25 protein-coding genes are annotated in these 25,779 nt (G+C 70.2%); 9 read left to right on the forward strand and 16 right to left on the reverse strand.

The window, feature by feature from the left end:
• Positions 1-5: 5 nt before the first annotated feature.
• The 7 genes from D7V97_RS04040 to D7V97_RS04065 form a co-directional block, all read right to left on the reverse strand.
• On the reverse strand, positions 6-824 hold the full coding sequence (locus D7V97_RS04040; RefSeq protein ID WP_120609257.1) for an outer membrane beta-barrel domain-containing protein: 819 nt from the start codon (positions 822-824) through the stop codon (positions 6-8).
• A gap of 334 nt (positions 825-1,158) precedes the next feature.
• Positions 1,159-1,827: a 50S ribosomal protein L3 gene (gene rplC, locus D7V97_RS04045; protein ID WP_120609258.1), complete on the reverse strand. Its 669-nt coding sequence runs from the start codon at positions 1,825-1,827 to the stop codon at positions 1,159-1,161.
• Positions 1,828-1,970: 143 nt separating this feature from the next.
• Entirely contained in the window at positions 1,971-2,741 is a 771-nt protein-coding gene (locus D7V97_RS04050; RefSeq protein ID WP_120609259.1) for a hypothetical protein, read from the reverse strand.
• Between the two features lie 95 nt (positions 2,742-2,836).
• A complete protein-coding gene (locus D7V97_RS45270; RefSeq protein ID WP_199728698.1) occupies positions 2,837-3,307 on the reverse strand; it encodes a hypothetical protein in 471 nt (156 codons plus the stop codon).
• 54 nt (positions 3,308-3,361) lie between these two features.
• A complete protein-coding gene (locus tag D7V97_RS45275) occupies positions 3,362-4,015 on the reverse strand; it encodes a HupE/UreJ family protein (protein WP_199728699.1) in 654 nt (217 codons plus the stop codon).
• 48 nt (positions 4,016-4,063) lie between these two features.
• Positions 4,064-4,636 carry a hypothetical protein gene (locus D7V97_RS04060; RefSeq protein ID WP_120609260.1) on the reverse strand — a complete coding sequence of 191 codons (573 nt, stop codon included), beginning with the start codon at positions 4,634-4,636 and terminating at the stop codon, positions 4,064-4,066.
• Positions 4,633-4,791 (reverse strand): lmo0937 family membrane protein, encoded by a 159-nt coding sequence (locus D7V97_RS04065; protein WP_120609261.1) that lies wholly within the window; start codon positions 4,789-4,791, stop codon positions 4,633-4,635. The genes D7V97_RS04060 and D7V97_RS04065 overlap by 4 nt, the downstream gene beginning before the upstream one ends.
• Positions 4,792-5,088: 297 nt before the next feature.
• On the opposite strand from D7V97_RS04065, the gene D7V97_RS04070 reads away from it, so the two are divergent.
• From D7V97_RS04070 to D7V97_RS04100, 7 genes are all read left to right on the forward strand, one after another.
• Positions 5,089-5,826, forward strand: a complete 738-nt coding sequence (locus D7V97_RS04070; RefSeq protein ID WP_120609262.1) for a lytic transglycosylase domain-containing protein — start codon at positions 5,089-5,091, stop codon at positions 5,824-5,826.
• 222 nt (positions 5,827-6,048) lie between these two features.
• Positions 6,049-6,372 carry an STAS domain-containing protein gene (locus D7V97_RS04075; RefSeq protein ID WP_120609263.1) on the forward strand — a complete coding sequence of 108 codons (324 nt, stop codon included), beginning with the start codon at positions 6,049-6,051 and terminating at the stop codon, positions 6,370-6,372.
• Positions 6,373-6,511: 139 nt separating this feature from the next.
• A complete protein-coding gene (locus D7V97_RS04080; protein ID WP_120609264.1) occupies positions 6,512-7,492 on the forward strand; it encodes a MoxR family ATPase in 981 nt (326 codons plus the stop codon).
• A 77-nt stretch (positions 7,493-7,569) separates the two neighbouring features.
• Positions 7,570-8,478 carry a DUF58 domain-containing protein gene (locus tag D7V97_RS04085; protein WP_120609285.1) on the forward strand — a complete coding sequence of 303 codons (909 nt, stop codon included), beginning with the start codon at positions 7,570-7,572 and terminating at the stop codon, positions 8,476-8,478.
• The gene (locus D7V97_RS04090; protein WP_199728700.1) at positions 8,475-10,538 is read left to right on the forward strand and encodes a DUF3488 and DUF4129 domain-containing transglutaminase family protein; all 2,064 of its coding nucleotides are present in this window, start codon (positions 8,475-8,477) and stop codon (positions 10,536-10,538) included. The genes D7V97_RS04085 and D7V97_RS04090 overlap by 4 nt, the downstream gene beginning before the upstream one ends.
• Before the next feature lie 415 nt (positions 10,539-10,953).
• Positions 10,954-11,841 carry an RNA polymerase factor sigma-32 gene (locus D7V97_RS04095; protein ID WP_120609266.1) on the forward strand — a complete coding sequence of 296 codons (888 nt, stop codon included), beginning with the start codon at positions 10,954-10,956 and terminating at the stop codon, positions 11,839-11,841.
• Positions 11,842-11,986: 145 nt separating this feature from the next.
• On the forward strand, positions 11,987-14,461 hold the full coding sequence (locus D7V97_RS04100) for an OPT family oligopeptide transporter (RefSeq protein ID WP_120609267.1): 2,475 nt from the start codon (positions 11,987-11,989) through the stop codon (positions 14,459-14,461).
• A gap of 44 nt (positions 14,462-14,505) precedes the next feature.
• Here D7V97_RS04100 and D7V97_RS04105 read toward each other — a convergent pair whose 3' ends face one another.
• Positions 14,506-14,835 (reverse strand): hypothetical protein, encoded by a 330-nt coding sequence (locus tag D7V97_RS04105; RefSeq protein ID WP_120609268.1) that lies wholly within the window; start codon positions 14,833-14,835, stop codon positions 14,506-14,508.
• A gap of 159 nt (positions 14,836-14,994) precedes the next feature.
• Here D7V97_RS04105 and D7V97_RS04110 point away from each other — a divergent pair, with 159 nt between their 5' ends.
• Together D7V97_RS04110 and D7V97_RS04115 are read left to right on the forward strand one after the other, a co-directional pair.
• Entirely contained in the window at positions 14,995-16,761 is a 1,767-nt protein-coding gene (locus D7V97_RS04110) for a HEAT repeat domain-containing protein (protein WP_120609269.1), read from the forward strand.
• 4 nt (positions 16,762-16,765) lie between these two features.
• Positions 16,766-18,076, forward strand: a complete 1,311-nt coding sequence (locus D7V97_RS04115) for an HD-GYP domain-containing protein (RefSeq protein WP_120609270.1) — start codon at positions 16,766-16,768, stop codon at positions 18,074-18,076.
• Here D7V97_RS04115 and D7V97_RS04120 read toward each other — a convergent pair.
• The 8 genes from D7V97_RS04120 to D7V97_RS44500 form a co-directional block, all read right to left on the reverse strand.
• Positions 18,057-19,079, reverse strand: a complete 1,023-nt coding sequence (locus D7V97_RS04120; RefSeq protein WP_120609271.1) for an RluA family pseudouridine synthase — start codon at positions 19,077-19,079, stop codon at positions 18,057-18,059. The genes D7V97_RS04115 and D7V97_RS04120 overlap by 20 nt on opposite strands.
• An 11-nt stretch (positions 19,080-19,090) precedes the next feature.
• On the reverse strand, positions 19,091-19,354 hold the full coding sequence (locus tag D7V97_RS04125; protein WP_120532975.1) for a hypothetical protein: 264 nt from the start codon (positions 19,352-19,354) through the stop codon (positions 19,091-19,093).
• Positions 19,355-19,432: 78 nt separating this feature from the next.
• Positions 19,433-21,241 carry a helix-turn-helix domain-containing protein gene (locus D7V97_RS04130; RefSeq protein ID WP_120609272.1) on the reverse strand — a complete coding sequence of 603 codons (1,809 nt, stop codon included), beginning with the start codon at positions 21,239-21,241 and terminating at the stop codon, positions 19,433-19,435.
• A complete protein-coding gene (locus D7V97_RS04135; RefSeq protein WP_233582501.1) occupies positions 21,238-22,302 on the reverse strand; it encodes a P-loop NTPase in 1,065 nt (354 codons plus the stop codon). Before D7V97_RS04135 ends, D7V97_RS04130 begins: the two co-directional genes overlap by 4 nt.
• A gap of 135 nt (positions 22,303-22,437) precedes the next feature.
• Positions 22,438-23,031, reverse strand: a complete 594-nt coding sequence (locus D7V97_RS04140) for an HNH endonuclease (RefSeq protein WP_120609273.1) — start codon at positions 23,029-23,031, stop codon at positions 22,438-22,440.
• Positions 23,028-24,422, reverse strand: a complete 1,395-nt coding sequence (gene selA / locus D7V97_RS04145; protein WP_120609274.1) for an L-seryl-tRNA(Sec) selenium transferase — start codon at positions 24,420-24,422, stop codon at positions 23,028-23,030. The genes D7V97_RS04140 and selA overlap by 4 nt, the downstream gene beginning before the upstream one ends.
• A 147-nt stretch (positions 24,423-24,569) precedes the next feature.
• Positions 24,570-24,944 (reverse strand): DUSAM domain-containing protein, encoded by a 375-nt coding sequence (locus tag D7V97_RS04150; protein ID WP_120609275.1) that lies wholly within the window; start codon positions 24,942-24,944, stop codon positions 24,570-24,572.
• 407 nt (positions 24,945-25,351) lie between these two features.
• On the reverse strand, positions 25,352-25,765 hold the full coding sequence (locus D7V97_RS44500) for an MAPEG family protein (RefSeq protein ID WP_158623263.1): 414 nt from the start codon (positions 25,763-25,765) through the stop codon (positions 25,352-25,354).
• Between the last annotated feature and the right edge of the window lie 14 nt (positions 25,766-25,779).

Consider the following 25,779-nt stretch of genomic DNA (forward strand, 5'->3'; position numbering starts at 1 on the left):
AGGGGTCAGAACGAGTAGGTGTAGCCGAGGTCGAACTGCACCAGGTGCGTGAGGCCCGGGCTGCCGGCGGGCTCGCCGGTGGGATTGCCGGCCTCCCATTCGTCGCGCAGCAGGTTCACGCGGTAGCTGTCCTTGAAGATCCAGTCGCGCAGCTCCAGCCGCACGCCGTGCTTCTCCTGGATGAAGAAGCGGAAGCCCAGCGCGGCGGACACCACCGGCGCCACGCGCGACTCCTTCACCCAGTAGTTCTCCGTGGCCGAGCCCCGGTCGTCCACCGCCGTGCGGTTGTCACAGACGCCCGCGGCGCGGTCCACCACCTGGGTGCACTGGATGACCGACTCGCGCTTCAGGTTGCCGAAGCCGCCGCCCGCCCAGAGGTAGGTCTGGAAGTGCACCGGGATGTCCGCGACGAGGCTGATCTTCCCGTAGATGGGCGCCCACCGCGCGCCGATGACGCCGTGCAGGTTCATCTGCCAGAGGTCCTCCAGCTCGTCCGTGACGCGCTTGTCCTCGCGGTCCAGGAAGGACTCGGAGATGGAGCGCGCCAGGCCCGTGTGGCGGCTGGCCGCGTAGCCCGCCCGCGCCTCCAGCGCGAACGTGTCGAACAGGTTGTAGGCGAGGCCGACGTCGAAGAAGTAGTGCGCCGTCAGGTGCGTCTGCACCGGCAGGCCCACGGACAGGGACAGCTCGGGATGGCCCGCGGGCTTGTACAGCCGGTTGCGGACGACCGCTGACTCCAGGACGCCGTCTTCCTGTGCGGCGGCGCCGAGCGCCGTCAGCGAGATGCACAGCGCTGCGAAGACGCGAAGCGTGCGTGCGTTCATATCTCCTGCCCGGCCCGGGGGTGGGCCGTTGGGTAGACCGGCGGCCCGCGTTCCGTCTGCAGCGACGGCGAGGCCCCGGCGTGGGACAGCCATGTGAGCACGGCGCCCCTTCACCGCAAGCGGAACCCAACGCGAGTCGGTAAAGTTTTCGCCCTTTGTCCCCAGGGCGACCAGCACTCAACGTTTCAGCGCGGCCCCCGCGGGCCCGGAGACTCCGAGCCGCGACACCCCACGCCGGAAACGACGAACGCCCCGCCCGGAACCCGAAGGTGCCGGAAGCGGGGCGTCGAATGGGGCGCGCGTGCTGCGCGCCCCGACGTCTGCTGCGGTGCGACTAGCGCGCGGCCTTGTGCGCGGCGCGCATCGCCACCTTGATGCTGGGGCGAACGATCACGATGCTGTCGTTGTGGCCGGCGACCGCGCCCTTGACGAGCACGAGGCCCTTCTCCACGTCCACGTCCACCACCGTCAGGTTCTGGGTGGTGTTGCGCTCGACGCCGTAGTGGCCGGGCATCTTCTTGTTCGGGTAGGTACGGCCGGGCGTCTTACGCTGACCGATGGCGCCCGGGTGACGCTGATACTCGTGCGTACCGTGCGTCTTCGTCTGCGAACCCTTGAAGCTCCAGCGGCGCATGACGCCGGAGAAGCCGCGGCCCTTGGTGACGCCCGTGACGTCCACGAGCTCGCCCTTGGTGAACATGTCCGCCTTGACGGCCTCGCCCACGTTGAACGCCGCGGCCTCCTCGGCCGTGACGCGGAACTCACGCAGGTGCCGGCGCGGGGTGGCGCTGGCCTTCTTGAAGAAGCCGAGCTGCGGCTTGTTCAGGAGCTTCTCGCGGATCTCGCCGAAGCCCACGGTCACCGCGGAGTACTGATCCTTCTCCGGGGTGCGCTTGCCGACAACCAGACAGGTGTTGACGTCGATGACCGTCACCGGAACGAGGTTGCCCTCGTCGTTGAACACCTGGGTCATGCCGATCTTCTTGCCAATCAGACCCTTCACGTCGTCCTCACAGCGAGCGCCCGTGGCGCCGAAAGCCCAATGAATTCAATGAACTGGCCTACACGCGTGCCCGCGGCCGCCAGGAAGCGGCGCAAGATAGCAAACACCCACCCTACGTCAAGCATTACGGGCGGGTGTTCCCCTCACTGCGCGCGATCCAGCCGAGGGTAGAAGGAAGCGAGCTGCGCCTCCGCGATTCGCTCGGCATACACCTCTTCGCCGAGGAGGAACAGCGCTTGATCCAGATAATCTTCCGCACCCTTGGTCTCCTCCTCCTTGGCGGCGATGGCCTGGTCGAGTTCCGCCATGCGGGCGTCGTGGACGCGCTTCTGCTCCTCGGCGGCGTCCTCCAGCTCGATCAGCCGCTTGTGCGCCAGGATGCCGGCCGCGCCGGGCTGGCCGGGCGTGGGGGTGAGCGAGGCGGCCAGCTGCGCCTCCCAGTCCTCCACCTCGCGGGCCAGGCGCATCTGCGCGATGCGGTTCTTCTTGAGGTTCTGCCGGGCGGCGTCCAGCTTGACGGGGTCCTGGGTGGTCATCTCCAGGTCCGCCAGCTTCACCTCCAGCTTCTTCAGGCCCGCGATGGCGTAGCGCAGGTCGGCGCGGCGGGTGGCCAGCGTCTTGCGCAGGCCCTTCACCTTGCCCTCCACCGCGTCCACCGCGCGCTTGAAGCGGCCGGTGATCTCCTTCTGGGCCGCGCACTCGTCCTCGTGCTGCGCGAGGGAGTCCTGGTAGGCCACGTCTTCGTCGTTCATCTCCGCTTCCAGCGCCGCCAGTTCGTCCCGGCGCGCCTCCAGCACCTCTTCGGCGCGGTAGACGCGTTCCATGGAGCGGGGGCAGTTCGGCTTGCCCGGGAGGACGTCCCGGGCGAGGTCGCCGAGTTGGAAGATGAGGTCGTTGTAGCTCTCCTTCGCCATGGGCGGATTCATACGCCCAAGACGCCAGGACTGTCACCGACCGAGCACATCCCGCGTGCCCGGCCCCGGTCGCCGGCCCCCCAGACTCGGGAGGATCAGGAGTCGGCCGTGGCCGCCCCCGCCTGGGATTCCCGGTGCACCGCCGCCAGGGCGCCTTCCGCCAGGGCGAGCAGCTCCCGGGCGCGGTCCTGCTCCTCGGTCCGGTTGAGCTCGCACACCCAGGCGGACGACAGGTCCGCGTGCTGGCGGGCCATCTCCGCGGTGGTCTCGTAGCGGGCGGCGGACGCGCGGGCGAAGGCGCCCTCGCGGCGCAGCTCCAGCACCGTGTCCGGATCCAGGTCGATCTCCTCGGGTGGCACCGGCAGGGGCCCGCGCCCCAGCGCCGCCAACCGGGCCAGCAGTCGGGACGCATGGGCCCGGCAGAAGGCGGCCAGCACCATCAGCCGCGCTCGCACGCGCGCGTCATTCATGCGCTCCGCCAGCCCCGTCATGCGACGGGCCGACACCACTTCCGCCTCCCACGCGGCGGCCAGTGCAGCGGCCAACCGGGTATGCCTCGCGCCCATCAGCGTCCCTCCCCCACCCTCATCTGCCCAAGCTAGGAACGCACGTGGGGTTATTCAACCGACCGCGCGAGCAACCATCCAGTAGAGCCCCATTCCCGCGAGGCCGATGGACGACACCCTCATCACCCTCTGGTGCAGAAGGGGCCGCCGCTGAACGATGCGCAGCACCGGGACGAGGAAGGCCATCACCACCGCCTGTCCCAGTTCCACGCCCAGGTTGAAGCCCACGAGTCCCGGCACCACCGCGTCCCCCAGGCCGTGGCCGCGCAGCGCGCCCGCGAACCCCAGCCCGTGCACCAGGCCGAACAGGAAGGTGAGCCCCGCGCGGTGCCGGTGCTGGCGCAAGAGCAGGTTCTCCAGCGCCATGTAGAGGATGGAGGCGGCGATCGCGGCCTCGGCCCACCGCGTGCCCCGCGCCTCCAGCGTCACCCACCCGAGCGCCGTCAGCCCCAGCGTCAACGAGTGCGCCAGCGTGAAGGACGTCACCAGCACGAGCATGCGCCGGAACGAGCCACCCACCAGCAGCACCGCGAGCAGGAAGAGGAGGTGATCCGCCCCCTCGAGGATGTGCCGCAGCCCCAGGCCCACCCAGTCGCCGAAGCCATTCACGGCCCCGCGCGCGATCTCCACTTCATGGGCGTGGGCGACGCCCGCGGCCAGCAGCACCCCGGCCGCGAAGACGACCGGGGTGGCGGCAGCCAGCTTCATCGCGGAAGCGAGCCTGCCCTCCGCGAAGCCCGGCCGTCCACTTCCGGCCTACTCGCGCACGAACTCCAGCTGCACCTGCTGGCGGCCGCCCAGCCCGCCGCCGTGGTGCGCGCCGCAGCGCGGACAGATGAGGGTGGACTGCCAGTCCCACGACGCCTGCACCTCTTCCCCGCAGCAGACCAGGGGGAGCGTGCGCAGCACCTCTTCATCCGGCGGCAGCGGCCGGGGCAGCGGCTCCGGCGCCACCGACACGAAGGTGGGCCGCGGGTTCTGCGACAGCGTGCGCTGCACGTACGCCAGCTGTTCGTAGCGCACGTGGTTGGCCCACGCGCGCGCCATGTGCTCCACGTGCGCGGACTGCTCCGGCGTGAGCCACGCATCCGGCAGCGCGCGGTGCCCGCAGTACAGGCAGTGCCACGCGGGCAGCTCCTCCGGCGTGTACGCCTCGTGCAGGTTCTCGAAGGGGAAGTAGCCCGCGAGCAGCCGCTGCAGCATCCCCGCGTCGTGACGGCTGGGGCGCGTCTTGAAGTTGCGCTGGCAGCGGGGACACTCGCGCCGCACGAAGCCCGCCCTGTCCCGCGGCAGCTCCAGCCACGCCATGTCCAACGCCGGCACGTTCATGCCAGCCCCCGTCGGCGCCCGAGCGACGCGACACCCAACACGAACGCGACGAGGGAGAACACCAGCAGCAGGTGCACCCAGCTGCCCTCCGTCGAACCGGTGATCAATCCCATCACCCACAACACCATCAAGATGATGCCCATGGTCCAGTACACGCCACGCCTCCCGCCACACAGGGCCCACGACTCGAACGTTGAACCCGGCGCAAGCTAGGAACGCGGACGCCTCGCGGCAACAGGCGGAGCTTTCTGCAGCCTCAGGTTGGGAAACAAACTTCCCTCCCCGGGCATTTTTTCAGACCGCGGCGGGCGTTGGCGGGGCCGTTCCAGACCCTCTCTTAAGGATCTCCAAGGAGGCATGCGCACGCCACGTACGCTGGCACGCCGCCTGCTTAGTCGCAGGGTGTGGGCGAGTCAGCGGGCGCGTGCAGTCGGGCGCCAGGGGAGGGCGAGATGCGGGGTTGGACGGCGGCGGTGGCGATGGCGGTGGTGCTGGTGGGGACGGTCGCGGGGGCTTTCCCGGTGCAGGTGCCGGTGGGTGCGCAGGGTGAAGCGCCGGACGTGGCGGCCCTCCGGGCGCAGCTGGCGGAGAAGGACGCGCAGCTGAAGCAGGCGCTCGCGAAGCTCCAGATGTACGAGGACGAGGCGGACTTCAACCGCGCCGAACAGATGGGCATCGCCGAGGCCGTGCGCGCCTCCGGGCTCCCGGAGCGGCAGCAGCGCCGGCTGGCCGTCGCCATCGTTCGCGAGGCGGAGCGCAACAACATCGACCCGCTGCTGGTGGTGGCGCTGATCCGCTGCGAGTCCTCGTTCAACAACTACGCGGTGTCCGGGGTGGGCGCCATGGGCCTGATGCAGGTGATGCCGGACACGGGCAAGTACCTGGCGGACAAGGCCGGCTACAAGCTGGGCCGTCACACCAACCTGTTTGATTTCGAAACCAACGTGAACCTGGGCACGGCCTACCTGGCGGACCTCATCAGCCGCTTCGGCTCCGTGGAGGGCGCGCTCGTCGCCTACAACGCGGGTCCCGGGCTGGCCAAGCGCATCCTGGCCAAGAAGGAGAACCGGGTGAAGTTCATGGCCGGCTATCCCGCCAAGGTCGTGAAGGAATTCCGCAAGCTGAAGGCCCAGCAGGAGCGCGCCGTGAGCCTGCGTGCTGAGCAGCCGACGGTCGGCCGCAAGGGTTGACCGCTGTGTGACACGCGCTTAGACCGCTCGCGAACACTCGGGCGGAAGTTGCACGCCTGCCACTGACCGAGCAGCCCGTGAGGGTGCACTGTTCGACTCCGGCTGCGCACCCCCATGGGTCACCTTGGGAACCCGGACCACCCCCAGTGGTCCGGTCCGTGCCTCGGCCGCCATCACCATCTAGACGGCACACACGTGCACACTTCAGCGGGAGCGCGGATCATGACGGGGCTACAGATTCTTCGGGAGGAGGCAGCAGGTCGGGTCACCCTGCGCCTGGAAGGGACGCTGGACGGTCGCACCGCGCAGGAGCTGCGCTCGTCGCTCCAGGCCCTGGGCCAGAGCGAGGTCGTCCTGGACTTCGCGCACCTGCGTGAGTTCAAGGACAGCGCGGTGGGCGTCCTCACCCACGGCCTGAAGGAAGGCGCCGTGCAGATGCGCGGGCTGGCCACGCACCACGAGCGGATGTTCCGCTACTTCGGCGTGCTGTCCTCGCCGGCGACGCACCGGGCCTACTACACGCCCGAGGACATCCTCTCCGTCTGAAGTCCGGCGCAGGAGCGCCTTGGGGACGCGCAGCCTTCCGGGAAGCCCCCGCGCAAGCAGGCGGGCATCCGGGAGGGGGGAATGCGCAGCCCTGGAGGGCATGCCGGCTCGCGGTCGCCTGGGGTAGAGTCCGCCCTGGATGATCCAGCCCGCCCGTGTCCTTGGTCCCGTCCCCTCCCCTGTTTCCGCACGCGCGGTGATGGAGCGGCTCGCCGCCCAGCTTGGCCGCGCCGTGCAGGGCAAGCCCTCCGAGGTGCAGCGCGTCGTCACCTGCGTGGTGGCCGGCGGGCACCTGCTCCTGGAGGACATGCCAGGGGTGGGCAAGACGACGCTGGCGGAGGCCCTGGCGCGTGCGTGCGCCCTGTCCTTCTCCCGCATCCAGTTCACCGCGGACCTGCTGCCGGCCGACATCCTGGGCGCGCAGGTGTTCCACTCCCAGACGGCCACCTTCTCCTTCCGCCCCGGTCCCCTCTTCCGGCAGCTGGTGCTGGCGGACGAGCTCAACCGGGCCCCGCCGCGCACCCAGTCCGCGCTGCTGGAGGGCATGGCCCAGGGCCAGGTGTCGCTGGACGGTGAGACGCACCCCCTGCCCTCGCCCTTCACGGTGGTGGCCACCCAGAACCCGGTGGACTTCTCCGGCACCTATCCCCTGCCGGACTCGCAGTTGGATCGCTTCCTCGTGCGCCTGTCGCTGGGCCACCCGGCGCCGGACGTGGAGGCCCGCCTGCTCACCACGCGGGGCGCGGCGTCCCCGCTGGCCTCGGTGGAGGCGGTGACGGGGCCGGAGGAGCTGGCGTCGCTGCGCGCCTTCGCGGCGGAGGTGAAGCTGGACGCGGCGGTGGCGGAGTACATCGTGCGGCTGGCGCGGGCCACGCGCGAGCACGGCGACCTGGAGCGCGGCGCCTCCACCCGCGCGGTGCTGGCGCTGGGGTCCGCGGCCCGGGCGCAGGCCCTGTGGGAGGGCCGCGACTTCGTCACCCCCGGCGACGTGCGCGCGATGCTGGTGCCCTGCTGGGCGCACCGGGTGCTCCTGCGCAGCGCCGTGCAGGGCGTGTCCGCGCGGGACGAGGCGGCGCACCTGGTGGAGGAGCTGTCCCGCAAGGTGGCGGCGCCCCGGTGAAGGCCCCTGCCCGTCCGCCGTTCCGGGCGCGGCTGCGCGCCTGGCTCCGCCCGCCGCGCACGCTGTCGGTGACGAAGATGGGGCGCACCTACCTGGTGGTGACGTTCGGGGTGGGGCTGGGCGCGCTCAACACCGGCAACAACCTGCTGTACCTGCTGCTGGGCCTGCTGCTCAGCATGGTGGTGGTGTCCGGCGTGCTGTCGGAGCGGTGCCTGCGCGACCTGACGGTGCGCCGGGTGGGCGCCGACGCGGCCTTCGCGCGCGAGCCCTTCCCCTATCGCTGGGCGGTGTCGCGCAAGGCGGGCCACGGCTTCGCGCTGACGCTGGCGGAGGACCTGTCGCCGCTCGCGGGCCTTGGCAGCCTGGGCCACCTGCCCCCGGGCACGGAGGTCGTCGTGCGGGCGGACCTGGCCGCGCCGCACCGGGGCCCCGTGCGCCTGTCTGGCGTGCGCGTCACCACGACGTGGCCCCTGGGCCTGTTCGCCAAGACGCGGGTGTTCTCCCTGGAGGGCACGCTGCTCGTGTACCCGCGCCGGGGCTACGCCTGCCGTGAGCCGGGAGCGGCGGAGTCCGGCCCCATGGGCGAGACGGGCAGCCCGCGCCACCAGGACGGCACCGGCGACGTGGCGGGCCTCCGGGAGCTGGCGCCGGGCGAGGATGCGCGCCGCATCCACTGGCGCAAGAGCGCCGCGGCGGGGCGCCTGCTCAAGGTGGAGCGCGAGCGCGAGGAGCGCCGCACGTGGAAGCTCGCGCTGGACGCGGGGCTCACGGGCGAGGCGCTGGAGCGCCGGTGCGAGGAGGTCGCCGCCCAGGCGCACCAGCTCCTCGACGCGGGCCACGAGGTCGGCCTCAAGCTGCCGGAGCACACGCTGCGTCCGGCGGCCGGAGCGGGCCAGGAGCGGCGGATCCTCCAGGCGCTCGCATGGGTGGGCTTCGAGGACGCGGACCCCGGCGCGAAGGACGGCCAGGAACGGGAGGCGGCGTGACGCGGCCCCTGCGCCTGAGGCTGGTGCTGCGCGACCTGGCGGCGGGCGCTGCCTTCGGCGCGATGGCGGTGTCCGGGCAGCTCCCCGTGTGGGCGCTGGCGGTGTTCCTGCTGACGCTGGTGCTGGCGCTGTGCAACGTGCGGCTCGTCGCGCGGCATGCGCGCCTGTCCGCGCTGCTGCTGCTGGTCGCGGCCGTCCTGCTGGGGCTCCAGCTGACTTCTGGCGCGATGAACGCGGTGGTGGCCGCGTGCTCCTTCGCGGGCCTCATCGCCGCGCAGCGGATGCTGTCCGCGCCGGACGGCGCCGCGGATGGACAGACGCACCTGACGGGGCTGTTGATGGTGGCCGGCGGCGCGGCGCTGTCCGGCGACATGACTTACGCGCTCTGCCTCATCGCCTTCGGGGTGCTGGCCAGCCTGTCGCTGGCGCTGGGCGTGGTGGAGGCGGCGGTGCCGGACGGCGAGCCCGTGCCGGTGCGCGCGGTGCTGGGGCCGCTGTCGGGTGGCGTGGCGTTCGCGGTGGCCGGCGCGGTGGCCTTCTTCGTCCTCTTCCCCCGCCTCAACTGGGCCATGGTGGGCCCGCGCTCGGCGCCGGGGTTGGGCGCGGCCAGCAGCGCGGGCTTCTCCAACACGGTGCGGCTGGGCGGCGCGGGCACCATCAAGAGCAACCCGCGCGTGGTGTTGCGCGCCACGCTCACGCCCGACCCGGGCCGCGACGCGCTGGACGCCTACTGGGTGGGCCGCACCTACGACACCTTCGACGGGCAGGAGTGGACGAACGTCATCGGGGCCCTGCAGACCGAGCGGCAGATCACCCTGCGCCCCGCCAGCGACACGCTCCTGCACCAGCGCGTGGAGCTGCTGCCCGCCTACGGAGGCCGCACGCTCATCGCGCTCGAGTCGCCTTCGCGGCTGGGCAACGCCCTGGCCCACACGCCCACCGGGACCCGCAACAGCACCGTCCAGCTCCAGGGCGGAAGCGAGGTGCGCTTCACCCTCACGGCGCCTTCGTACACCTACGAGGCCTACAGCCTCCCCCCGGACGCGAAGGCGGTCGGCAGCCTGGCCCTCCGGCAGCCCGAGAAGGATCAGCTCCTCGCCCTGCCCGAACACCTGGATCCCCGTGTGGCCCAGCTCGCGGCGCGGGTGCTCCAGGGTGAGAAGGAGCCGCTGGCCGCGGCGCGCAAGCTCATCGCCTACTTGCAACGCGATTACGCCTACACGCTGGAACTCGCGGGCAACTCCGAGGATCCGCTCGCGGACTTCCTCTTCGTGCGCAAGGCGGGGCACTGCGAGCACTTCGCCACCGCGCTCACGGTGCTGCTGCGCACGCAGGGCTTCTCCGCGCGGCTGGCCACGGGTTTCTTCGGCGGTGCGCGGCTGGATGGCGCCTACATCGTGCGCGCGGGGGATGCCCACGCGTGGACGCACGTGCTGGTGCCGGGGCGCGGCTTCGTCACCGTGGACGCCACGCCGCCGTCGCACCGCACGAGCCAGGCCTCCGCGCTGCTGGAGAAGGTGCTCGCCCTGTACGAAGCGGTGGAGGCGCGCTGGCGCAACTCCGTGGTCGACTACTCCTTCCGTGATCAGTTCGAGCTGGCGAACGCGCTCGTCCGCCCGCCGCGCCAGCCCGCCCAGGCCAGCACCCGCTCCTCCCGCCTGCCTCCGATGCGCGCATGGCTCACGGCCGCGGCCGTGGCCTTCGTCGTCTGGCGCGTGGGCCGCTTCCTCGCCCGCCGTCAGAAGCGCGCCCCGCGCATGGAGGCCACGCGCTTCCTGGACCGGGTGGACGCGCAGCTGGCCCGCGCCCGCGTGCCCCGCTTCGAGGGCGAGTCGCTGGAGGATTTGACCACGCGCTTCGCACGCGACGGCCACCCGCTGGCGCTCGCGCTGGTGCCCCTCACCCGGCGCTACCTGGAAGCCCGCTTCGGAGGCCGGGCCCTGCGCGAGGGAGAGGCCGAGCACCTGCTGAACACGCTGCGCCGCGCGCTGGAAGCCGAAGCCGCACGCCGCGTCCCGAAGGCAGCCGAGCAGGCGGGCCCTACCGCCCGCGCCTCCTGAGCGGAAAGGAATTGCCCTCCGGAAGGAAGCGGCCTTCCGCTCCCGGTCGCCCGCCCTCCCCAGGGCCACTCGGGCGACTTGGAAATGGCTCGACCATCGCGTGGCGCGGCCATTAAGCGTTTCCGTGAACTTGCAGCCGCGAGCGCTCCGGCGCCGCGCATCCGGGACCGCGCGACGTGCACTTTCTACCCTCTCAGTCCCGCGGATTTCCTCCGGGGGTCGGGTAACCATTACAGACCGCCTCCACTCCCCTCCCACCTGCGTCCGCCAACCCCTTGGAGACACACGCGAATACATCCGACCGCGGTTGGCATCGCGGTTGCTCAGGGCAAAGCACGTCAAGTTGTAGGACTTGAATCCAGAGCACTTTCATCCGCCTCCCCAACGTAGGAGGCCCAATTCGGAGAATCCATTCATGCAGGCCTCGACCGAGCAATCCTCCAACTCCGGCTCCCTGGCGATGTACCTGTCGGAGATCAACCAGTACTCGCTGCTGAAGGTGGAGGAGGAGCAGGAGCTGGCGCGCCGGTTCATCAAGGGCGACCTGGCCGCGGGCCACCGCCTCGTGACGAGCAACCTGCGCTTCGTGGTGAAGGTCTCCTACGAGTACCGCTCCTACGGCATCAAGATGTCGGACCTCATCCAGGAGGGGAATATCGGCCTGATGAAGGCGGTGCAGAAGTTCGACCCGGACAAGGGCATCCGGCTCATCTCCTACGCCGTGTGGTGGATCCGCGCGTACATCCAGAACTACATCCTGAAGAGCTGGTCGCTGGTGAAGCTTGGAACCACGCAGGCGCAGCGCAAGCTGTTCTTCAGTCTGGCGCGCACGCGCCGCGAGCTGGAGAAGCTGGGCAGCGGCGAGGCCGTGGTGAACGTGGATGAGATCGCCCGCAAGCTGCACGTGAAGCCCGGCGAGGTGCGCGAGATGGAGCAGCGCATGGGCGGCAGGGATTTGTCGCTGGACGCGCCCATGGGCGAGGACGGCGGCAACAGCCACGTGGACTTCGTGGTGAGCGCCGCGGCGCCCCAGGATGACGAGTTCGCGGACAAGGAGGAGGCGGGCCTCATCAACAACCGCGTCCGCACCGCGCTCATGCGCCTGGATCCGCGCGAGCGCTTCATCATCGAGCAGCGCGTGATGAACGAGCGCCCCATGACCCTCAAGGAGCTGGGCGAGCACTTCGGCTTCTCGCGCGAGCGCGCGCGCCAGCTGGAGATCCGCGCCAAGGACAAGCTCAAGTGCGAGCTGGCCGCGCTGATGGCCGAAGTGGATCCGGAGACCCTCGCCGCCCAGGGCTGACGCAGGCCGGCACGCCGGAAGGCCACGCCCCGCCGCCTCACACGAGGCGTGCGGGGCGCGTGCGTTTTCAGGGACACGGCTGTTTTCGCGCCCCGACGGGGACCCTGCTAGAAAGAGCGCCTGGTTCCCCCTGAGGAGTCCCTGCTTGTCCCACGGTTCCCCGCCGGTCGTTGATGATCGCGTCCCCCTCGCCGAGCCCCATCTGCATGGCGTGGCCGCGCACAAACCCTACGTATCGCCGGGGCAGTCGCCCGCGGAGCTGACGATCCGCGGCCTCGTGCTCGGGTCGGTGCTGGGCATCGTGTTCGCGGCCTCGTCCGTGTACCTGGCCATCAAGGTCGGCCTCACGGTGTCCGCGTCCATCCCGGTGGCGGTGCTCTCCATCGCCATCTTCCGGGCGCTGGGCCGCTCCAGCATCCTGGAGAACACCATCGTCCAGACGACGGGCTCCGCGGGTGAGTCGCTCGCGTTCGGCGTGGCGGCGGCGCTCCCCGCGCTGCTCATCCTGGGCTACGACATCAGCCTCACGCACGCGTTCCTCACCGCGGCGCTGGGCGGCGTGCTGGGCGTCCTGATGATGATCCCCCTGCGCCAGGGCCTCATCGTCCAGGAGCACGGCAAGCTCACCTACCCGGAGGGCACCGCGAGCGCGGACGTCCTCATCGTCGGCGAGCAGGGCGGCACCAACGCGCGCACGGTCATCCTGGGTTTCATCATTGGCGGCGTCTACAAGTTCGCCTACTCCGGGATGAAGCTCTTCAAGGAGGTCATCGGCATGCCCATCAAGGGGCTGAAGTCGGCGACGCTCTCCACGGAGGTGTCCCCGGAGCTGCTGGGCGTCGGCTACATCATCGGGCCGCGCGTCGCGTCCATCACCTTCGCGGGCGGCGTGCTCAGCTACCTCATCCTCATCCCGATGGTGTCCGTCTTCGGCAGCGGCCTGGAGACGCCGCTGCTCGTGCACAACGGGATGCTCATCCGGGACATGTCGCCGGATCAGATCCGCAACGCGTACGTGCTCTACATCGGCGCGGGCGCGGTGGCGACGGGCGGCCTCATCAGCCTCATCCGCTCCATGCCCACCATCGTGGGCGCCTTCAAGCGCAGCGTGGAGACGCTGCGCGCGTCGCGCACGCAAGGCCCCGTGCCCACGGTGCTGCGCACGGACCAGGACCTGCCCATCACGGTGGTGCTGGTGGGCAGCGCGCTGCTCATCCTGGCCATCTGGCTGGCGCCCCCGCTGCACGTGAACTTCATCTCCGCCATCCTCATCGTCATCTTCGGCTTCTTCTTCGTGACGGTGAGCGCGCGCATCACGGGTGAGATTGGCAGCTCCTCCAACCCCATCTCCGGCATGGTGGTGGCCACGCTGCTCGTCACCTGCCTCGTGTACCTGCTGTTCGGCTGGACGTCGTCGCCGGACCGGTTCATGGCGCTCACCACGGCGGCCATCGTGGGCATCGCGGCGTCCAACGGCGGCACCACCGCGCAGGATTTGAAGACGGCCTACCTCGTGGGCGGCACGCCCAGGAAGCAGCAGATCGCCCTCTTCGTCGGCGTGATCACGAGCGCCATGTTCATCGGCCTCGTGCTGGTGCTGCTCAACCAGGGCGCCACCGCGGTCATCCCGGAGCCGCACCCGGGCGTGCAGGTGACGGAGATGGGCACCGAGACGCGCACCCAGCACACGTACCGCTGGGCGGTGTCCCAGGACGCGCTCACCCAGCGCGGGGTGACGCCCGCGCAGCTCAAGCGCTCGCTGTGGGCGGAGCGCCTGGACATGGTGCCCGCGGACGGCGCGCTGGAGCTGCGCAGCTGGCGCCCCCTGCCCGCCCCGGAGCTCGCGGCCCTGACGCTGACGCAGGCCAACGGCCCGTCGCTGAAGCTGTCGGACGCGGGCGCCGTCACCGCGGGGCCGGACCGCCTCTACAAGGAAGGCTTCGTGCGCGGCGCGGACACGCCGGTGCCCGCCGGCCGCTACCTCGTGGATGACCGGGGCAGCATCCAGTACGTGGTGGACCCGGGCATCGGCGGGCGCATCAGCGAGTACGAGGGCCAGACGCTCACCCGCTACTCGGCGCCCAAGGCGCAGCTCTTCGCGCTCATCATCGACGGCATCCTCACGCAGCGGCTGCCGTGGGACCTGGTGCTGCTGGGCGTCTTCATCGCGCTGATGCTGGAGCTGTGCGGCGTGTCCTCGCTGCCCTTCGCGGTGGGCGTGTACCTGCCCATCAGCAGCACCACGCCCATCTTCGTGGGCGGCATGGTGCGCCACTTCGTGGACACGCTGCGCGGCGGCAGCGCGGCGGAGTCCGAGTTCTCCCCCGGCACGCTGATGTCCTCGGGCTACATCGCAGGTGGCTCCATCGCGGGCGTGCTCATCGCCTTCCTCGAAATCGCCAGCGACGGCACCTGGACGCGCGCCATCAACCTGCCCGCTGTCTTCGGCCACGAGAACGCCGTGGGCGCCTTCCTCAACGCCGTGGGCGAGAGCGAGCTGGCGCACCCCACCTGGTCCAACGTCTGGGGCCTGGTGTTCTTCGCCGCCCTCACCGGAGTCCTCTTCCGCGCCGCCCTCAAGGGCAAGAGCGGCGCCGAGGCCCCGCCGCCGTCGCACTGACGCCCCCGCCGTGAAGGCCCCTCCCGCGATGCCGGGGAGGGGCGCTACAGCCCGGGGACCGAGGGAGGCACGTCGGCCTCGCTCCCCTCGGACTCCGGCCCCTGCGCGCAGACGTACTCGGCGCGCAGCGGGGCCACGATGCCGAAGGTGAAGACGTAGACGATGGGGCTCCACCACGGCCAGTAGACGTCCACCCGCGACAGGCCATGCCGGCACTCGCCCGCGGCCACGTTGGACGTCGTCAGGCCCCCCACGAAGCTCGCGCCCATCTGGCCTTCGGGTGCGCCGTCGCGCGGCGCCGGACTGCGCACGCTCATGCGGAAGCACCCCGTGAGGGACGCCAGGACGAGGGCGGACACGAGCAGTCGCTTCATCGGCAGGGACTCCGGGCGGGACGGGGCCCCTTGCGTAGCACACCGGGGATTCCCCGCCACTCCGCCCACTGTTGCCCCGTTGTCACTTCAACCCCCTGGTTTCCGGGCGGTTCCGGGACTGGGAGCCGGCCCTGGACGGGAGTAGGATGGACGTCCCCCATGGCCCAGCCTCAGAAAGTCCCGGAGACCAGCGCGGAGCCGGAGCAATCCCCTGAAGTCCGCGAGAAGGTGGAGCTTGCGCGCACGTTCGCGTTCCACCTGCTCAAGGGCATCAAGCAGATTGGCATGTACCGCCACAACGAGGCGCGCTTCCCGGAGTTCCTCGCCAAGGCGCAGGAGTCCATCTCCGCGTACACGGAGAAGTTCGGCCCGCTGTCGCTGAAGGTGGAGCAGCAGAACTTCATGCTCCACAACGAGCCGCTCTTCTCCGAGGAGTCGGCGCTCCCCTACAAGTTCTTCCGCGACGGCATCCGCCAGCTCATCTTCCGGCCGGGGCTGCCGCTGGAGGAGCTCGTCACGCTCACCCTCATCGCCCTGTCGGAGCCGGAGCGCGGCGCGGAGGACGTGCTCGCGCAGCTGTGGCGCGCGGGCATGCAGCAGGTGGAGTACGTGGTGGTGGAGGGCTTCTCCATGGAGGGCGCCTCCGAGGATGAGGTCCAGGTGGAGGTGGACAAGGTGGTGGGCTACCTCTACTCCCGCCTCCAGACGAACTCGGATGACTTCCTGCGCTTCGCGCGCGTGTCCGCGGAGGACCTGGACGCGAAGCTGGACGGCGTGGAGCAGATCCGCGGCCTCGTCGTGGGCGGCCGGCACGCGACGGACGACCTGAAGGCCCGGCTGCAGAGGGAGATCACGGAAGAAGAGAACGCGCGCCTGTTCCCGAAGCTGGTGGGCGCGGTGTTCCAGGTGGTGGAAGGCGGCGTGGACGACGCGGCGCTGCTGGAGGAGATCTTCCTGCAGCTGCTGGACATGCTGCTGCTCCAGGACGACTTCGGCACGGTGAACCAGATCGTCCTCAAGCTGCGCGCGCTCTCCCAGCGCGAGAGCAGCGACGACCTGGCGCGGCTGCTGTCGTCGTTCCTCCACAAGATGGGCGAGGAGCAGCGCCTGAGCCGCGTGGGCGAGTCGCTCCGGACGACGCGCGCCAAGCAGCCCCAGGACGTGTCGCGCTACCTGCAGGCGCTGGGCGTGGACTCGGTGTTGCCGCTGCTCAACGTGCTGGAGACCATCGAGCTGCCGGAGAACCGCGTGCTCCTGTGCGACGTGCTGGGCGGCTTCGCGCGAGATCTGCCGGAGCCCTTCGTCGCGCGCCTGATGTCGGACCGGCCGCAGACGGTGCGCGACATGGTCGCCATCCTGGAGAAGAGCAACCACCCGGAGCGCATCAAGATGTTCTCCCAGGTGCTCAAGAGCCCCAACCTGGTGGTGAAGCTGGAGGTGATGAACATCATCGGGCGCGGGCGCACGGCGGAGGCGCGGCGCATCATCCAGGAGTCCCTCACCGACAACGTCTCCCAGGTGCGCATGCTGGCTGCGAAGCTGCTGCCGGAGTTCGACCGGGACAAGGCCTTCCCGGACCTGGTGAAGCTGGTGCGCGACCCCGGCTGGGACAAGAAGACGTCCGACGAGAAGGCCGCGGTGTACGCGGCCATCGGGGCCACCAACCTGCCCGCGGCGCTGTCCATGATGCAGCAGCAATTGGCGGTGAAGCCGTCGCTGCTCAACAAGCGCCGGGTGATGGAGGACAAGCTGCTGGCCATCGTGGGCCTGGGCGGCGCGGGCTCCATCCAGTCCTACAAGGTGTTGCAGACCGTGGTGGAGGACAAGACGCAGCCGCTGGAGGTCCTCACCGCGGCCCGCAAGGCGATGTATCAGACGCGCAAGGCCCTGTTCGGGGACTCGGCGCTTCCGGAAGAGACGACGTGACGCCATGGCCGACAACCTGAAGATCACCCACAACCAGGACGAGAACCTGGGGGAGTACGGGCGCGAGCACAACGAGAAGCTCCAGGGCCTGTCGCGCTCCATGCTCGCGGGCCTCTACATGCTCGTGCGCTCGGTGAAGATGTACGACCCGGAGAACGCTGTTTTTGAAAAGCCGCTGCACCAGCTCCAGGACATCATCAACCAGATCATCGGCAAGGAAGGCCGGCTGGAGCTGTCCGGCGTCAAGGACTCGTACTACCTCAACGGCATGCTGGTGAAGGTGGACCTGAACTCCATCGAGAACCAGCGCTACCTGCTGGCGGAGATGCGCGCCAAGGACGTGGGCGGCATCACGCTGACGAAGCCCGTCACGGTGCAGGAGCTGAAGAACTTCGTCTGGATCTTCAGCAAGGAGCAGTCCGCCGCGGCCGAGGAGGACGGGCTGTCCGGGCGCAAGCTGCTCAACATGCGCGTGGCGAAGTTCTCCAAGCTCAAGGAGAAGCTGAACAACGACCTGGACACGCCGGGCGACCAGAAGGTCGACCGCAAGAAGTACGCGATGACCGTGTACGCCAGAGCGGTGTTCTTCCTGCAGAAGTACCTGGAGTCCGTGCGGGCGGGGAAGCCCATCGGTTCGTCGCGGGCGCTGCGGCTCGTGCAGGACTTCGTGGACATCTCCTACGACCAACGCACGCACTTCCTGGGGATGACGACGCAGAAGCGCGAGGAGGACTACCTCGTCTACCACCAGGTGAACGTGGCGCTGATGTGCATCGTGTTCGGCGCGGAGCTGGGCCTCACGAAGCCGCAGCTGCGCGACCTGGGCTACATCGCGCTCTTCCACGACGCCGGCATGACGACGCTGCCGGAGGAGCTGTCCACCAAGCGCGGGGCGCTCACCGCGGACGAGAAGGTCACGGTGGCCAGGGCACCGCTCATCAGCGTGCGCAACATCCTGATGGAGAAGGGCTTCAGCCGCTCCACGCTGCTGCGCGTGGTGACGACGTTCGAGCACAAGACGGACTACGGCACTGCGGTGCGCGACGCGCGCGGCAACATCCAGATGATCATCCCCAAGACGAACCTGGGCGTGTACGCGAAGATCATCGCCATCTGCGACGCCTACGACGCGCTCACCTCACGCCGCCCGTACCGCGACGCGTACGGCCCGGAGGTCGCGCTGATGCTGATGTGGACGGAGATGCGCCAGAAGTTCGACCCGGAGCTGCTCGCCGTCTTCATGCGGGTGATGGCTATCCAGCCCATCAAGGTGCTCTCCCGCCGCCAGCAGCAGCTCAGCGTTTCCGGCCTCTAGCCGTCTTGGCCGGAGCCTTGGCCGAGGCCTTGGCCTTCGCGGGAGGTCCGGCCGGGATGGCCGCTTCCCGCAGCAGGCGCAGGGCCGCCGTGAGGTCCTCCGGCACGGGCGCCTCCAGCGACAGCAGCTTGTGGGTGCGCGGGTGTTCGAAGGCCAGGCGCCACGCGTGCAGCGCCTGCCGGCCCAGGACCTCCTGGGCCTCCGCCACCGCGCCCTTCGCCTTGCGGCCCGCGCCGTAGAGCGCGTCGCAGAGCAGCGGGTAGCCGGCTTCGGACAGGTGGACGCGGATCTGATGCGTGCGGCCGGTGAGCAGGTCCACCTCCACCAGGGCCGCGCCCTCGAAGGACTCGAGCACGCGGAACAGGGTGATGGCGGGCTTGCCTTCCTTCACCTTGCCGGTGAAGCGCTGCCGGTTCACCGGGTGGCGGCCGTAGAGCGTCTCGATGCGCCCTTCCGCGGGGGGACTGCCGTGCACCAGCGCGAGGTACGTCTTCTGGACCTCGCGCGTCTTGAAGGCCTTCTGGAGGGCCACGAGGGACTGCTCGTGCTTGGCGACGACGAGGCAGCCGGTGGTGTCCTTGTCCAGCCGGTGGACGATGCCGGGGCGCAGCTCGCCGCCCACGCCGGACAGGTCCTTCACGCGGTGGAGGAGCGCGTTGACGAGCGTGCCGGAGGCGTGGCCCGCGCCGGGGTGCACGACCATGCCGGCGGCCTTGTCCACGACGACCAGGTCACGGTCCTCGTGCAGCACGGACACGGGCAGCTCTTCCGCCTGGGGAATGGCGGCGACGGGCGCGGGGATGTGGACGGTGAGGAGCTCGCCCCCGCGCAGGCGCTGCGCGACCTTGCCGGACTTCCCATCGCACAGCACGTGGCCGTCGGCGATGAGGCCCTGGAGGCGGGAGCGGGTGAGGTCCGGGAACGCGCGGGCGAGGTATTGGTCCAGGCGCTCCCCCCGGGCTTCAGGGAGGGCGCGGTGCTCGCGCGTGTCAGGTGAGGCCACGGACCGGGTGACTACCAGATCTTCGACTTCACGTGCGCCTTGGAGCGCAGGACGATGTCGTTGACGGCGCGCTCGAAGAAGTTCGCCTGGGTGCTGATCTCCTGGCTCACCCGGCTCTTGTAGAGCGCGCGCCCCTCCTCCAGCTCCTCCTTGAGGACCTCGAAGAGGTTGTCCTGCTCGATGCCCTTGATGATCTTCTGCTCGTTGTAGAGCGAGATATCCGAGGCAATCGCGCGGGCCAGACGCATTGCCTTGACCTTTTCCTCTTCCGTCATCGTGCCATTACTTAGGCACCCACCCCGTGCGAGTCAACTTTTCCTGATGCGCGGAGTGACGACAGGCCGCCCTCCAGGTCAACGGCCCGACTTGGGGGGTTTGTCGGCGAACAGCGCCAGGTAGCTCTTGGACACGCGCAGCGGATCCAACCCCAGCTCGCGGGCGAGGTTCATCAGGATGCCGCGCAGGTACACCGGCGGGGGCAGCGCGGTGTAGCGGTCCGCCTCCACGTTCTCCAGGTGACGCACGGAGATGCGGGTGCGGTCGGCGAGCTGTTGGATGGACAGGCTGCGGGCCTCGCGCACACGGCGCAGCAGTTCGCCGTTGAACTCGGCGTCCGCCGGGATTTCCACGCCCCGGGGCCGGGCGTCGCGCACCCGGGCCGCCACCTGCGCCAGGGCCGACTCCGCGGTCGCGATGGCCGAGTCCTGCGCCAGCACCTGCGCGTCTCCGAGCTTCGGGCCGGCGGGGCTCCGCGACCCGGAGCCAGGACGGCCGTTCGCCGCGGAACGCGAGTCGATGGGGCGCGACGTGAGGGGACGCACGGCGGCCTTCGAGGCGCCGGTCGCCGGAGGCCGGGCCAGCGCCGTGGAGGGGAGCTCCGGCGGGGCTTCGGCGGGCGTCGGAGCACGGGAGGGGTTCGGATCCGACTCGCCCTGGGCGGTGGCGCCGGAGACGGGCGCCGCGGAGGCGGTGTCACCGGTCGGCTCGCCTGGAGTGGGTGACGCGCTGGCCGCCACGGCTTCGGGCGGCGTGCCGGTGCTCGGCTCGCTCGGCGGCGTCACCGTGCTGGCATCCGCGTCCGTCGCGGCCACGACGGCCGGGGTGTCCTCGCGGACCGGTGCGGCGGTGGCAGGCGTTGAGGCGGTTGCCAGCGTCGACGCAGTGGCGGGCGTCGAGGTGGTGGCGAGCGTTGAAGTAGTGGCGGGCGCTGAAGTGGTGGCGTCCGCGATGAGCGCGGGGACCTCCTCACGAGCCGGCGCGGGCATCGCGCTGTCCGTCTCCGGGGCGCGGTCAGGCGACGCGACGACGGTGGCGGTGTCGATGGCGGCCGGCGAAGTGGCAGCTGGCGAGGCGGCGGCCGGCGAGGTGGCAGGAACCGCGGTGGCTTCGGACGCAGCGTTGACCGCGGCGTTCGGGGTGTTCGCGACCGGAGGCGTCACGGCCTCCACGGCGGGACGGTGCCCCTCCACCGGCGCGGCGGTCTCGCGGGGTGCGGAGCTCGCGGACGCGGCGTTCCCCCTGCCCTGCCCTCGCAGCGGACCCGTGGGGACGTAGACGAACGACAGGCTCTGGTTGAACGAAGCGCGGAAGGCGTCCACCACCGCCATGCCTCCCACCATCACCGTCTCGGAGGGCGCGCCCGACGCGTCCTTGCCCGAGGGCTCCTGCCGCTTCGACTCCTCGCCCCGCATCCGCTCCTCGCTCTTTCCGGGCGTCGCGCTCGCGTGCGGCGCCGCTTCCTCGCTCCCGGACGTCGAGGCCTTCTGCCGGGACTCCGCCTCCACCCGTTCGGCGTCCACGGCGCCCGCGGCCTTCGCCAGCGCTGCCGCCGCGGTCGCCAGGGCCTCCGCGACCCGGGCGGCCGAGTCCGTCTTGTCCTGGGCCACCGCCGCGGAGGTCGCCTTCGCGAGCCGCTCCGTCGGCAGCCCGATGGAGCGGTCGTACTCGACGCGCAACTCCGCGTCCGTGAGCATCTCCATCGCTTCCGTCATGCGCTCGCGCAGCGAATCCACCTGATCCGGGTCGCCCAGCGCGTACACCGCGATGGAGTCCGGCGAGTACAGCTCCATCAGGCGTTGATGGGCCGCGCGGATGTCCTCGTCGGACGCCGTGGGCGGCACCTCCAGGAGCTCATAGTAGGTCTGCTGCGCGAAGGGCTTCATGGGATGGCGGACTCGGAGGATAGACCGTCGAGCGACAGCAGGCGCGCGGCAATGCGCTGGAGCCCCAGGGAGACGGGCGAATCGGGCCGCTCGATGAGCACCGGTCGCCGCTTGCGCACCGCGCGCCACGCTTCGTCGTCGTAGCGCAGTGCGCCCAGATCATCCATGTCGATGCCGAAGAACTTCTTCCAGGCGGCCACCATCGCGGCGCCCACCTTCGCGTCCGCGTCCGTGCGCGCCTGGTTCACCACGAGTCGCACGCGGAACGACGCCAGCTCCCGCTCCAGCCGCTCCGCGTCCGACGGGGCCTTGCGCCGCACCTGCGCCACGACGTCATGCAGCGTGCGCAGCCCGCCCTCGCGGGTGGACAGCGCGCCTTCGACGAGGTCCTGGATGCCGTACTGCGACTCCACCTGCTGCAGCTTGCGGAAGAAGGCCGCCTTGACGAAGCGGTACGCGTTCTCCACCGACGTGGGCTCCGGCAGCACCACCAGCAGCCCATGGTCCGCGAGCAGGAAGAAGTCGAGCGTGTTGAAGCTGGTGCCCGCGCCCAGGTCCAGGATGAGGTAGTCCGCCGTCTGCGCGAGCAGCGTGCGCAACAGCTTCTGCTTCTGCGCGTACTTGAGGTTGGCCGCGTCCAGCGAGTCCTGCGCCCCCGCGATGAGGGACAGCCCCGGCACGCCGGTGGCCACCATCACCTCTTCCAGGTTCGCCTTCCCGCGCCGCAGGAAGTCCGACAGCGTGGACTCCGGAGGCCCGACGCCCAGGCACGTGTGCAGGTTGGCGCCGCCCAGGTCCGCGTCCACCAGCAGGACCTTGTGGCCGGCCTGCGCGAGCGCGACGCCCAGGTTCGCGGACACCATCGACTTGCCGATGCCGCCCTTGCCGCCACCCACGGCGATGATCCGCCGCGAGCGCGACTTGCGCGCGAGGCCCGTGGGGCCCGCCGGGCTTGCGTCATTGTCCACGGCGCTCAACGGACGCGCCGACGCTCCGGCCAGGGAGGCAGGAGCGGAGCCAGGTGGAGGAGACAGGGGGGCGGGCTTCACGGAGGCTCGCATCAAATCCCGTCCTACTGCCCGAGTCGACACCCCGCCATTTCACGACCTGTTCTCGCGTCACACCCGGCGTGCCAACGCGCCCGCACCCCGACGCATGCAGGGCCGGGGGGCAGGCGACCAGGGGGCCGGTCGGTGTCACTCGTCGAGCAGTTCGACGTTCCAGTACGACAGGTCCGCGAGGTGCAGGAACGGCAGCCACTCCCGGTAGGTGACCTTGCGGATGGCGCCCCGGAACAGCGGCGTCCAGCGCGGGCGCACGGGCTTCTTGAGCAACCGCATCCCCGCCTGCTCTGGCGTACGGCCGCCCTTCTTCAGGTTGCAGGGCACGCAGGAGCACACCACGTTCTCCCAGGTCGTCTTCCCTCCCTGGGTGCGCGGGTTGACGTGATCCAGGTTGAGCTCGCTGCGCGGCAGCTGCTTGGAGCAGTACTGGCAGGTGTCGTTGTCGCGCGCGTAGATGTTGAGGCGCGAGAAGCGCACCTTGGCGCGCGGCAGATGGTCATACGCGCCCAGCACGAGCACACGGGGGACACGGATGGTGCGGTCGATGGTGGTGATGCTGTCCTTCGTGGCGCTCAGGGCCGCCCAATCCGCGAACTCATACAGCCGGTACTGCTCGTCGATGGCCTTCGCGACACCCTGATACAGCAGTGAGAACGCCCGTTTTACCGACGTCACGTGAACCGGTTGGTAGTACCGGTTGAGAACGAGCACGGCGCTGTTGATCATGGCTGGCTTCCCGAACGGGCGGCCGCCACGGATTGCGCGACCAGGCCCAGGTCCTCCTCAGAGAGACACCGGACGTCGAGAACCACCTCGCCATCCGCGATCCTGCCAATAACCGGCACCTCGCCCCCGCGCAGGTGTTCCAGGAATACTTCCGGCGCTTCTACGGTGAGGCTGCAAGCGTAGGAAGGCAACCGGGCCAATGGCATGGCCCCCCCTCCCACCTGTCCATCCACGGACACGACCCGCGCTTCGACGCCGCGCGCCGTCAACAAACCCAACAACCGACCGGCCCGAGCGCTCAAGACTGCTGGCTCCTGGACGAGCAGGCTTTGCGTGGGCACGGCTTCCGGGCGGCCATCCCGGTACAGCTCGAGCGTCGCTTCCAACGCCGCGACCGTCATCTTGTCGACACGCAGCGCCCGCGTGAGCGGGTGGGATTTGATGCGCTGGAGCAGGTCCTTCCTGCCCACGATGACGCCTGCCTGGGGGCCTCCCAGGAGCTTGTCACCGGAGAACGCTACCACATCCGCTCCAGCGGTGACCGCGTGGCCCACCGTGGGCTCCGGGGTGAGTCCCGGGCCGATAAGCGGCACGAGCGCGCCGGAGCCCAGGTCCTGGAACACGGGCACGCCGCGCGCACGGCCCAGCTCCGTCAGCTCCGACAGGGGCGCCTCCTCGGTGAAGCCGACGAGCGCGAAGTTGGAGCGGTGCACCTTCACGATGAGGCCGGTGTCCGGGCCCAGTGCGTTGGCGTAGTCCGCGCGGCGGGTGCGGTTGGTGGTGCCCACCTCCACCAGCTTCGCGCCGGACTGCCGCATGACGTCCGGCACGCGGAAGCCGCCGCCGATTTCAACGAGCTCGCCGCGAGACACGACGCACTCGCGGCCGGAGGCGAGCGCGGCCAGGACGAGCAGCACGGCGCCCGCGCAGTTGTTGACCACGAGCGCGTCCTCCGCCCCGGTGAGCGTGCGCAGGAGGCCCACGAGGGGCGCGTAGCGGCTGCCGCGCTCGCCTTCGTCCAAATCGTATTCGAGATTGGAATAGCCCCGGGCCACGGCGGCGACGCGCTCCACGGCTTCGGGGGCGAGCGGCGCGCGGCCGAGGTTGGTGTGGAGCACGACGCCCGTGGCGTTGATGACGGGCCGCAGATTGGGCTTCGCGAGCGACGCGAGCGCGGCTTCCACGTCCGCGTCCTCGAACGGTCGCGCATCCCCCGCGAGCAGCCGGGCGCGCACGCGTTCCACGGCGAGCCGCAGGGCGGCGACTGCACGGGCATGGGGAAGGTCCGCGAGCCGCGACTCCAGCGACGGCCGACGCAGGAGTTGCTCAATCGAGGGAAGGCCGCGCAGGAGCGCGTTCTTCCCTTCCGGCGGATTCGAAGCAGCGCCCATGGCCGGGAGTCTACCCGGCCCGAGCGCGCCTCATGTAATGCCCCGACGGGGCCTGGAAATAGCCCCCACGCCCGCCGTCGTGGGTGTTGATCTCACCGGGTGCTGACCTCGCGGGTCGGCCCAGTGCTGGCTGCCGCGCCCTGGCCGTCACGGCTTGTCAGCCATGTCGTCCAGTTGGTCCTGTGCAATCTCCCGGTACAGCGGAACCACTTCGACGGTGAGCAAGTCGCGCATCAGCTTGCGTGCGCCGTCATAGTTTCCGGCGTCCTGATGGCGGTACATCCAGTGAAGCGCCTCCGTGAGCCGATTGGAGCCGTCCGAGATACGGCGCACCGCCTCGCGGAGCAGTGCCAACGCCCCCGCCTCGGTGCTCAGGGCTGCATCCGCGTCGCGGATGGCGACCTCTTCGGCGGTGCGCAGCAGGAGTGCGCGCACATCGTCTGTGAGTTCGAGGCGTGCGCCGCCCCGAAGTACGCGGCGCTCCAGGGCGCGAACAGGTTCCCAGTCGGGTCGTTCATCCATTTCAGCGCTTCCCCTTTCGCGGGCCGCAGATGTTGATGGGCCAGTCGTGCTGTCCCTCGCAGCGGCGCAAGCAGTCATGGCAGGACCCCGTCCAGCCTCGGTCCTTGCAATCGCCGTAGCTGCGGATGCAGAGCCGCTTCCATTCGGGAAGGTTGGCGTTGTGTGAGTCGTCCCACTCCGCGGAACTGCCGTGCGTGCCCGTGGCGCCGACGCCAGCCGCCATGAGGGCCCCGGCCTCGGCGGCGGTGAGTCCGCACGCCTCGGGAAAGCCGGGGTGGGTCTGGATGCAGTGGGACTCGGTGTCCGTCGCTACGCTCGCTCAGCCAGGGAAGAGGGCCGCCAGGATTGCGGCGGCGAACACCGCGCTTCGTTGGGTTTTCATGGACTCAGACCGCGAAGATTGCTCCTCAGCCCCAGGGGCGCAGCCAGAGCATGTACCCGGCGAGCCCCAGCTGCACGAGCAGCGTCGTCAGCGCACCCGCCGCCTGCACGGGGCTGTTCTTGAGCATCCCAAACGCATGCGCCAGGCGCCCCACGAGGAGCGCGCCTCCGAAGACATGCAGCGCCACGACGTTTCCGCCGCACAGCTCGGCCACCAGCAACAGGATGAGGGCCAGGGGAACGTGCTCGGCGTTGTTTCCGTGCGCGCGGATGGCGGCGATGAGGTCCGCGTTTCCTCCGTCGCCCCGGAACACGTTGAGCTTCGTGCGCACCCGGCTGACATTGACGCCGAGTCCCAGCGTGAGGAACGCATTGAGTGCGCCGTAGAGCGACGTGACGGGGACCGCGAACAACGTCGTTCCAAGCATGGAATCAGCCAAGGGGGTGTTCCTCC

It is taken from the genome of Corallococcus sp. CA053C, assembly GCF_003611675.1.
GTDB lineage: Bacteria > Myxococcota > Myxococcia > Myxococcales > Myxococcaceae > Corallococcus.

What these genes read in the sequence shown, in the direction of transcription:
- D7V97_RS45270 (WP_199728698.1), bottom strand. Translation starts at nt 3,307, where the DNA reads ATGGGCGCGAGGCATACCCGGTTGGCCGCTGCACTGGCCGCCGCGTGG.
- D7V97_RS04060 (WP_120609260.1), bottom strand. Translation starts at nt 4,636, where the DNA reads ATGAACGTGCCGGCGTTGGACATGGCGTGGCTGGAGCTGCCGCGGGAC.
- selA (WP_120609274.1), bottom strand. Translation starts at nt 24,422, where the DNA reads ATGGGCGCTGCTTCGAATCCGCCGGAAGGGAAGAACGCGCTCCTGCGC.
- D7V97_RS04115 (WP_120609270.1), top strand. Translation starts at nt 16,766, where the DNA reads ATGGCCGACAACCTGAAGATCACCCACAACCAGGACGAGAACCTGGGG.
- D7V97_RS04125 (WP_120532975.1), bottom strand. Translation starts at nt 19,354, where the DNA reads ATGACGGAAGAGGAAAAGGTCAAGGCAATGCGTCTGGCCCGCGCGATT.
- D7V97_RS04140 (WP_120609273.1), bottom strand. Translation starts at nt 23,031, where the DNA reads ATGATCAACAGCGCCGTGCTCGTTCTCAACCGGTACTACCAACCGGTT.
- D7V97_RS04095 (WP_120609266.1), top strand. Translation starts at nt 10,954, where the DNA reads ATGCAGGCCTCGACCGAGCAATCCTCCAACTCCGGCTCCCTGGCGATG.
- D7V97_RS04040 (WP_120609257.1), bottom strand. Translation starts at nt 824, where the DNA reads ATGAACGCACGCACGCTTCGCGTCTTCGCAGCGCTGTGCATCTCGCTG.
- D7V97_RS04050 (WP_120609259.1), bottom strand. Translation starts at nt 2,741, where the DNA reads ATGGCGAAGGAGAGCTACAACGACCTCATCTTCCAACTCGGCGACCTC.
- D7V97_RS04085 (WP_120609285.1), top strand. Translation starts at nt 7,570, where the DNA reads ATGGGGCGCACCTACCTGGTGGTGACGTTCGGGGTGGGGCTGGGCGCG.
- D7V97_RS04105 (WP_120609268.1), bottom strand. Translation starts at nt 14,835, where the DNA reads ATGAAGCGACTGCTCGTGTCCGCCCTCGTCCTGGCGTCCCTCACGGGG.
- D7V97_RS04135 (WP_233582501.1), bottom strand. Translation starts at nt 22,302, where the DNA reads ATGCGAGCCTCCGTGAAGCCCGCCCCCCTGTCTCCTCCACCTGGCTCC.
- D7V97_RS04070 (WP_120609262.1), top strand. Translation starts at nt 5,089, where the DNA reads ATGCGGGGTTGGACGGCGGCGGTGGCGATGGCGGTGGTGCTGGTGGGG.
- D7V97_RS04150 (WP_120609275.1), bottom strand. Translation starts at nt 24,944, where the DNA reads ATGGATGAACGACCCGACTGGGAACCTGTTCGCGCCCTGGAGCGCCGC.
- D7V97_RS04110 (WP_120609269.1), top strand. Translation starts at nt 14,995, where the DNA reads ATGGCCCAGCCTCAGAAAGTCCCGGAGACCAGCGCGGAGCCGGAGCAA.
- D7V97_RS04130 (WP_120609272.1), bottom strand. Translation starts at nt 21,241, where the DNA reads ATGAAGCCCTTCGCGCAGCAGACCTACTATGAGCTCCTGGAGGTGCCG.
- D7V97_RS04080 (WP_120609264.1), top strand. Translation starts at nt 6,512, where the DNA reads ATGATCCAGCCCGCCCGTGTCCTTGGTCCCGTCCCCTCCCCTGTTTCC.
- D7V97_RS45275 (WP_199728699.1), bottom strand. Translation starts at nt 4,015, where the DNA reads ATGAAGCTGGCTGCCGCCACCCCGGTCGTCTTCGCGGCCGGGGTGCTG.
- D7V97_RS04075 (WP_120609263.1), top strand. Translation starts at nt 6,049, where the DNA reads ATGACGGGGCTACAGATTCTTCGGGAGGAGGCAGCAGGTCGGGTCACC.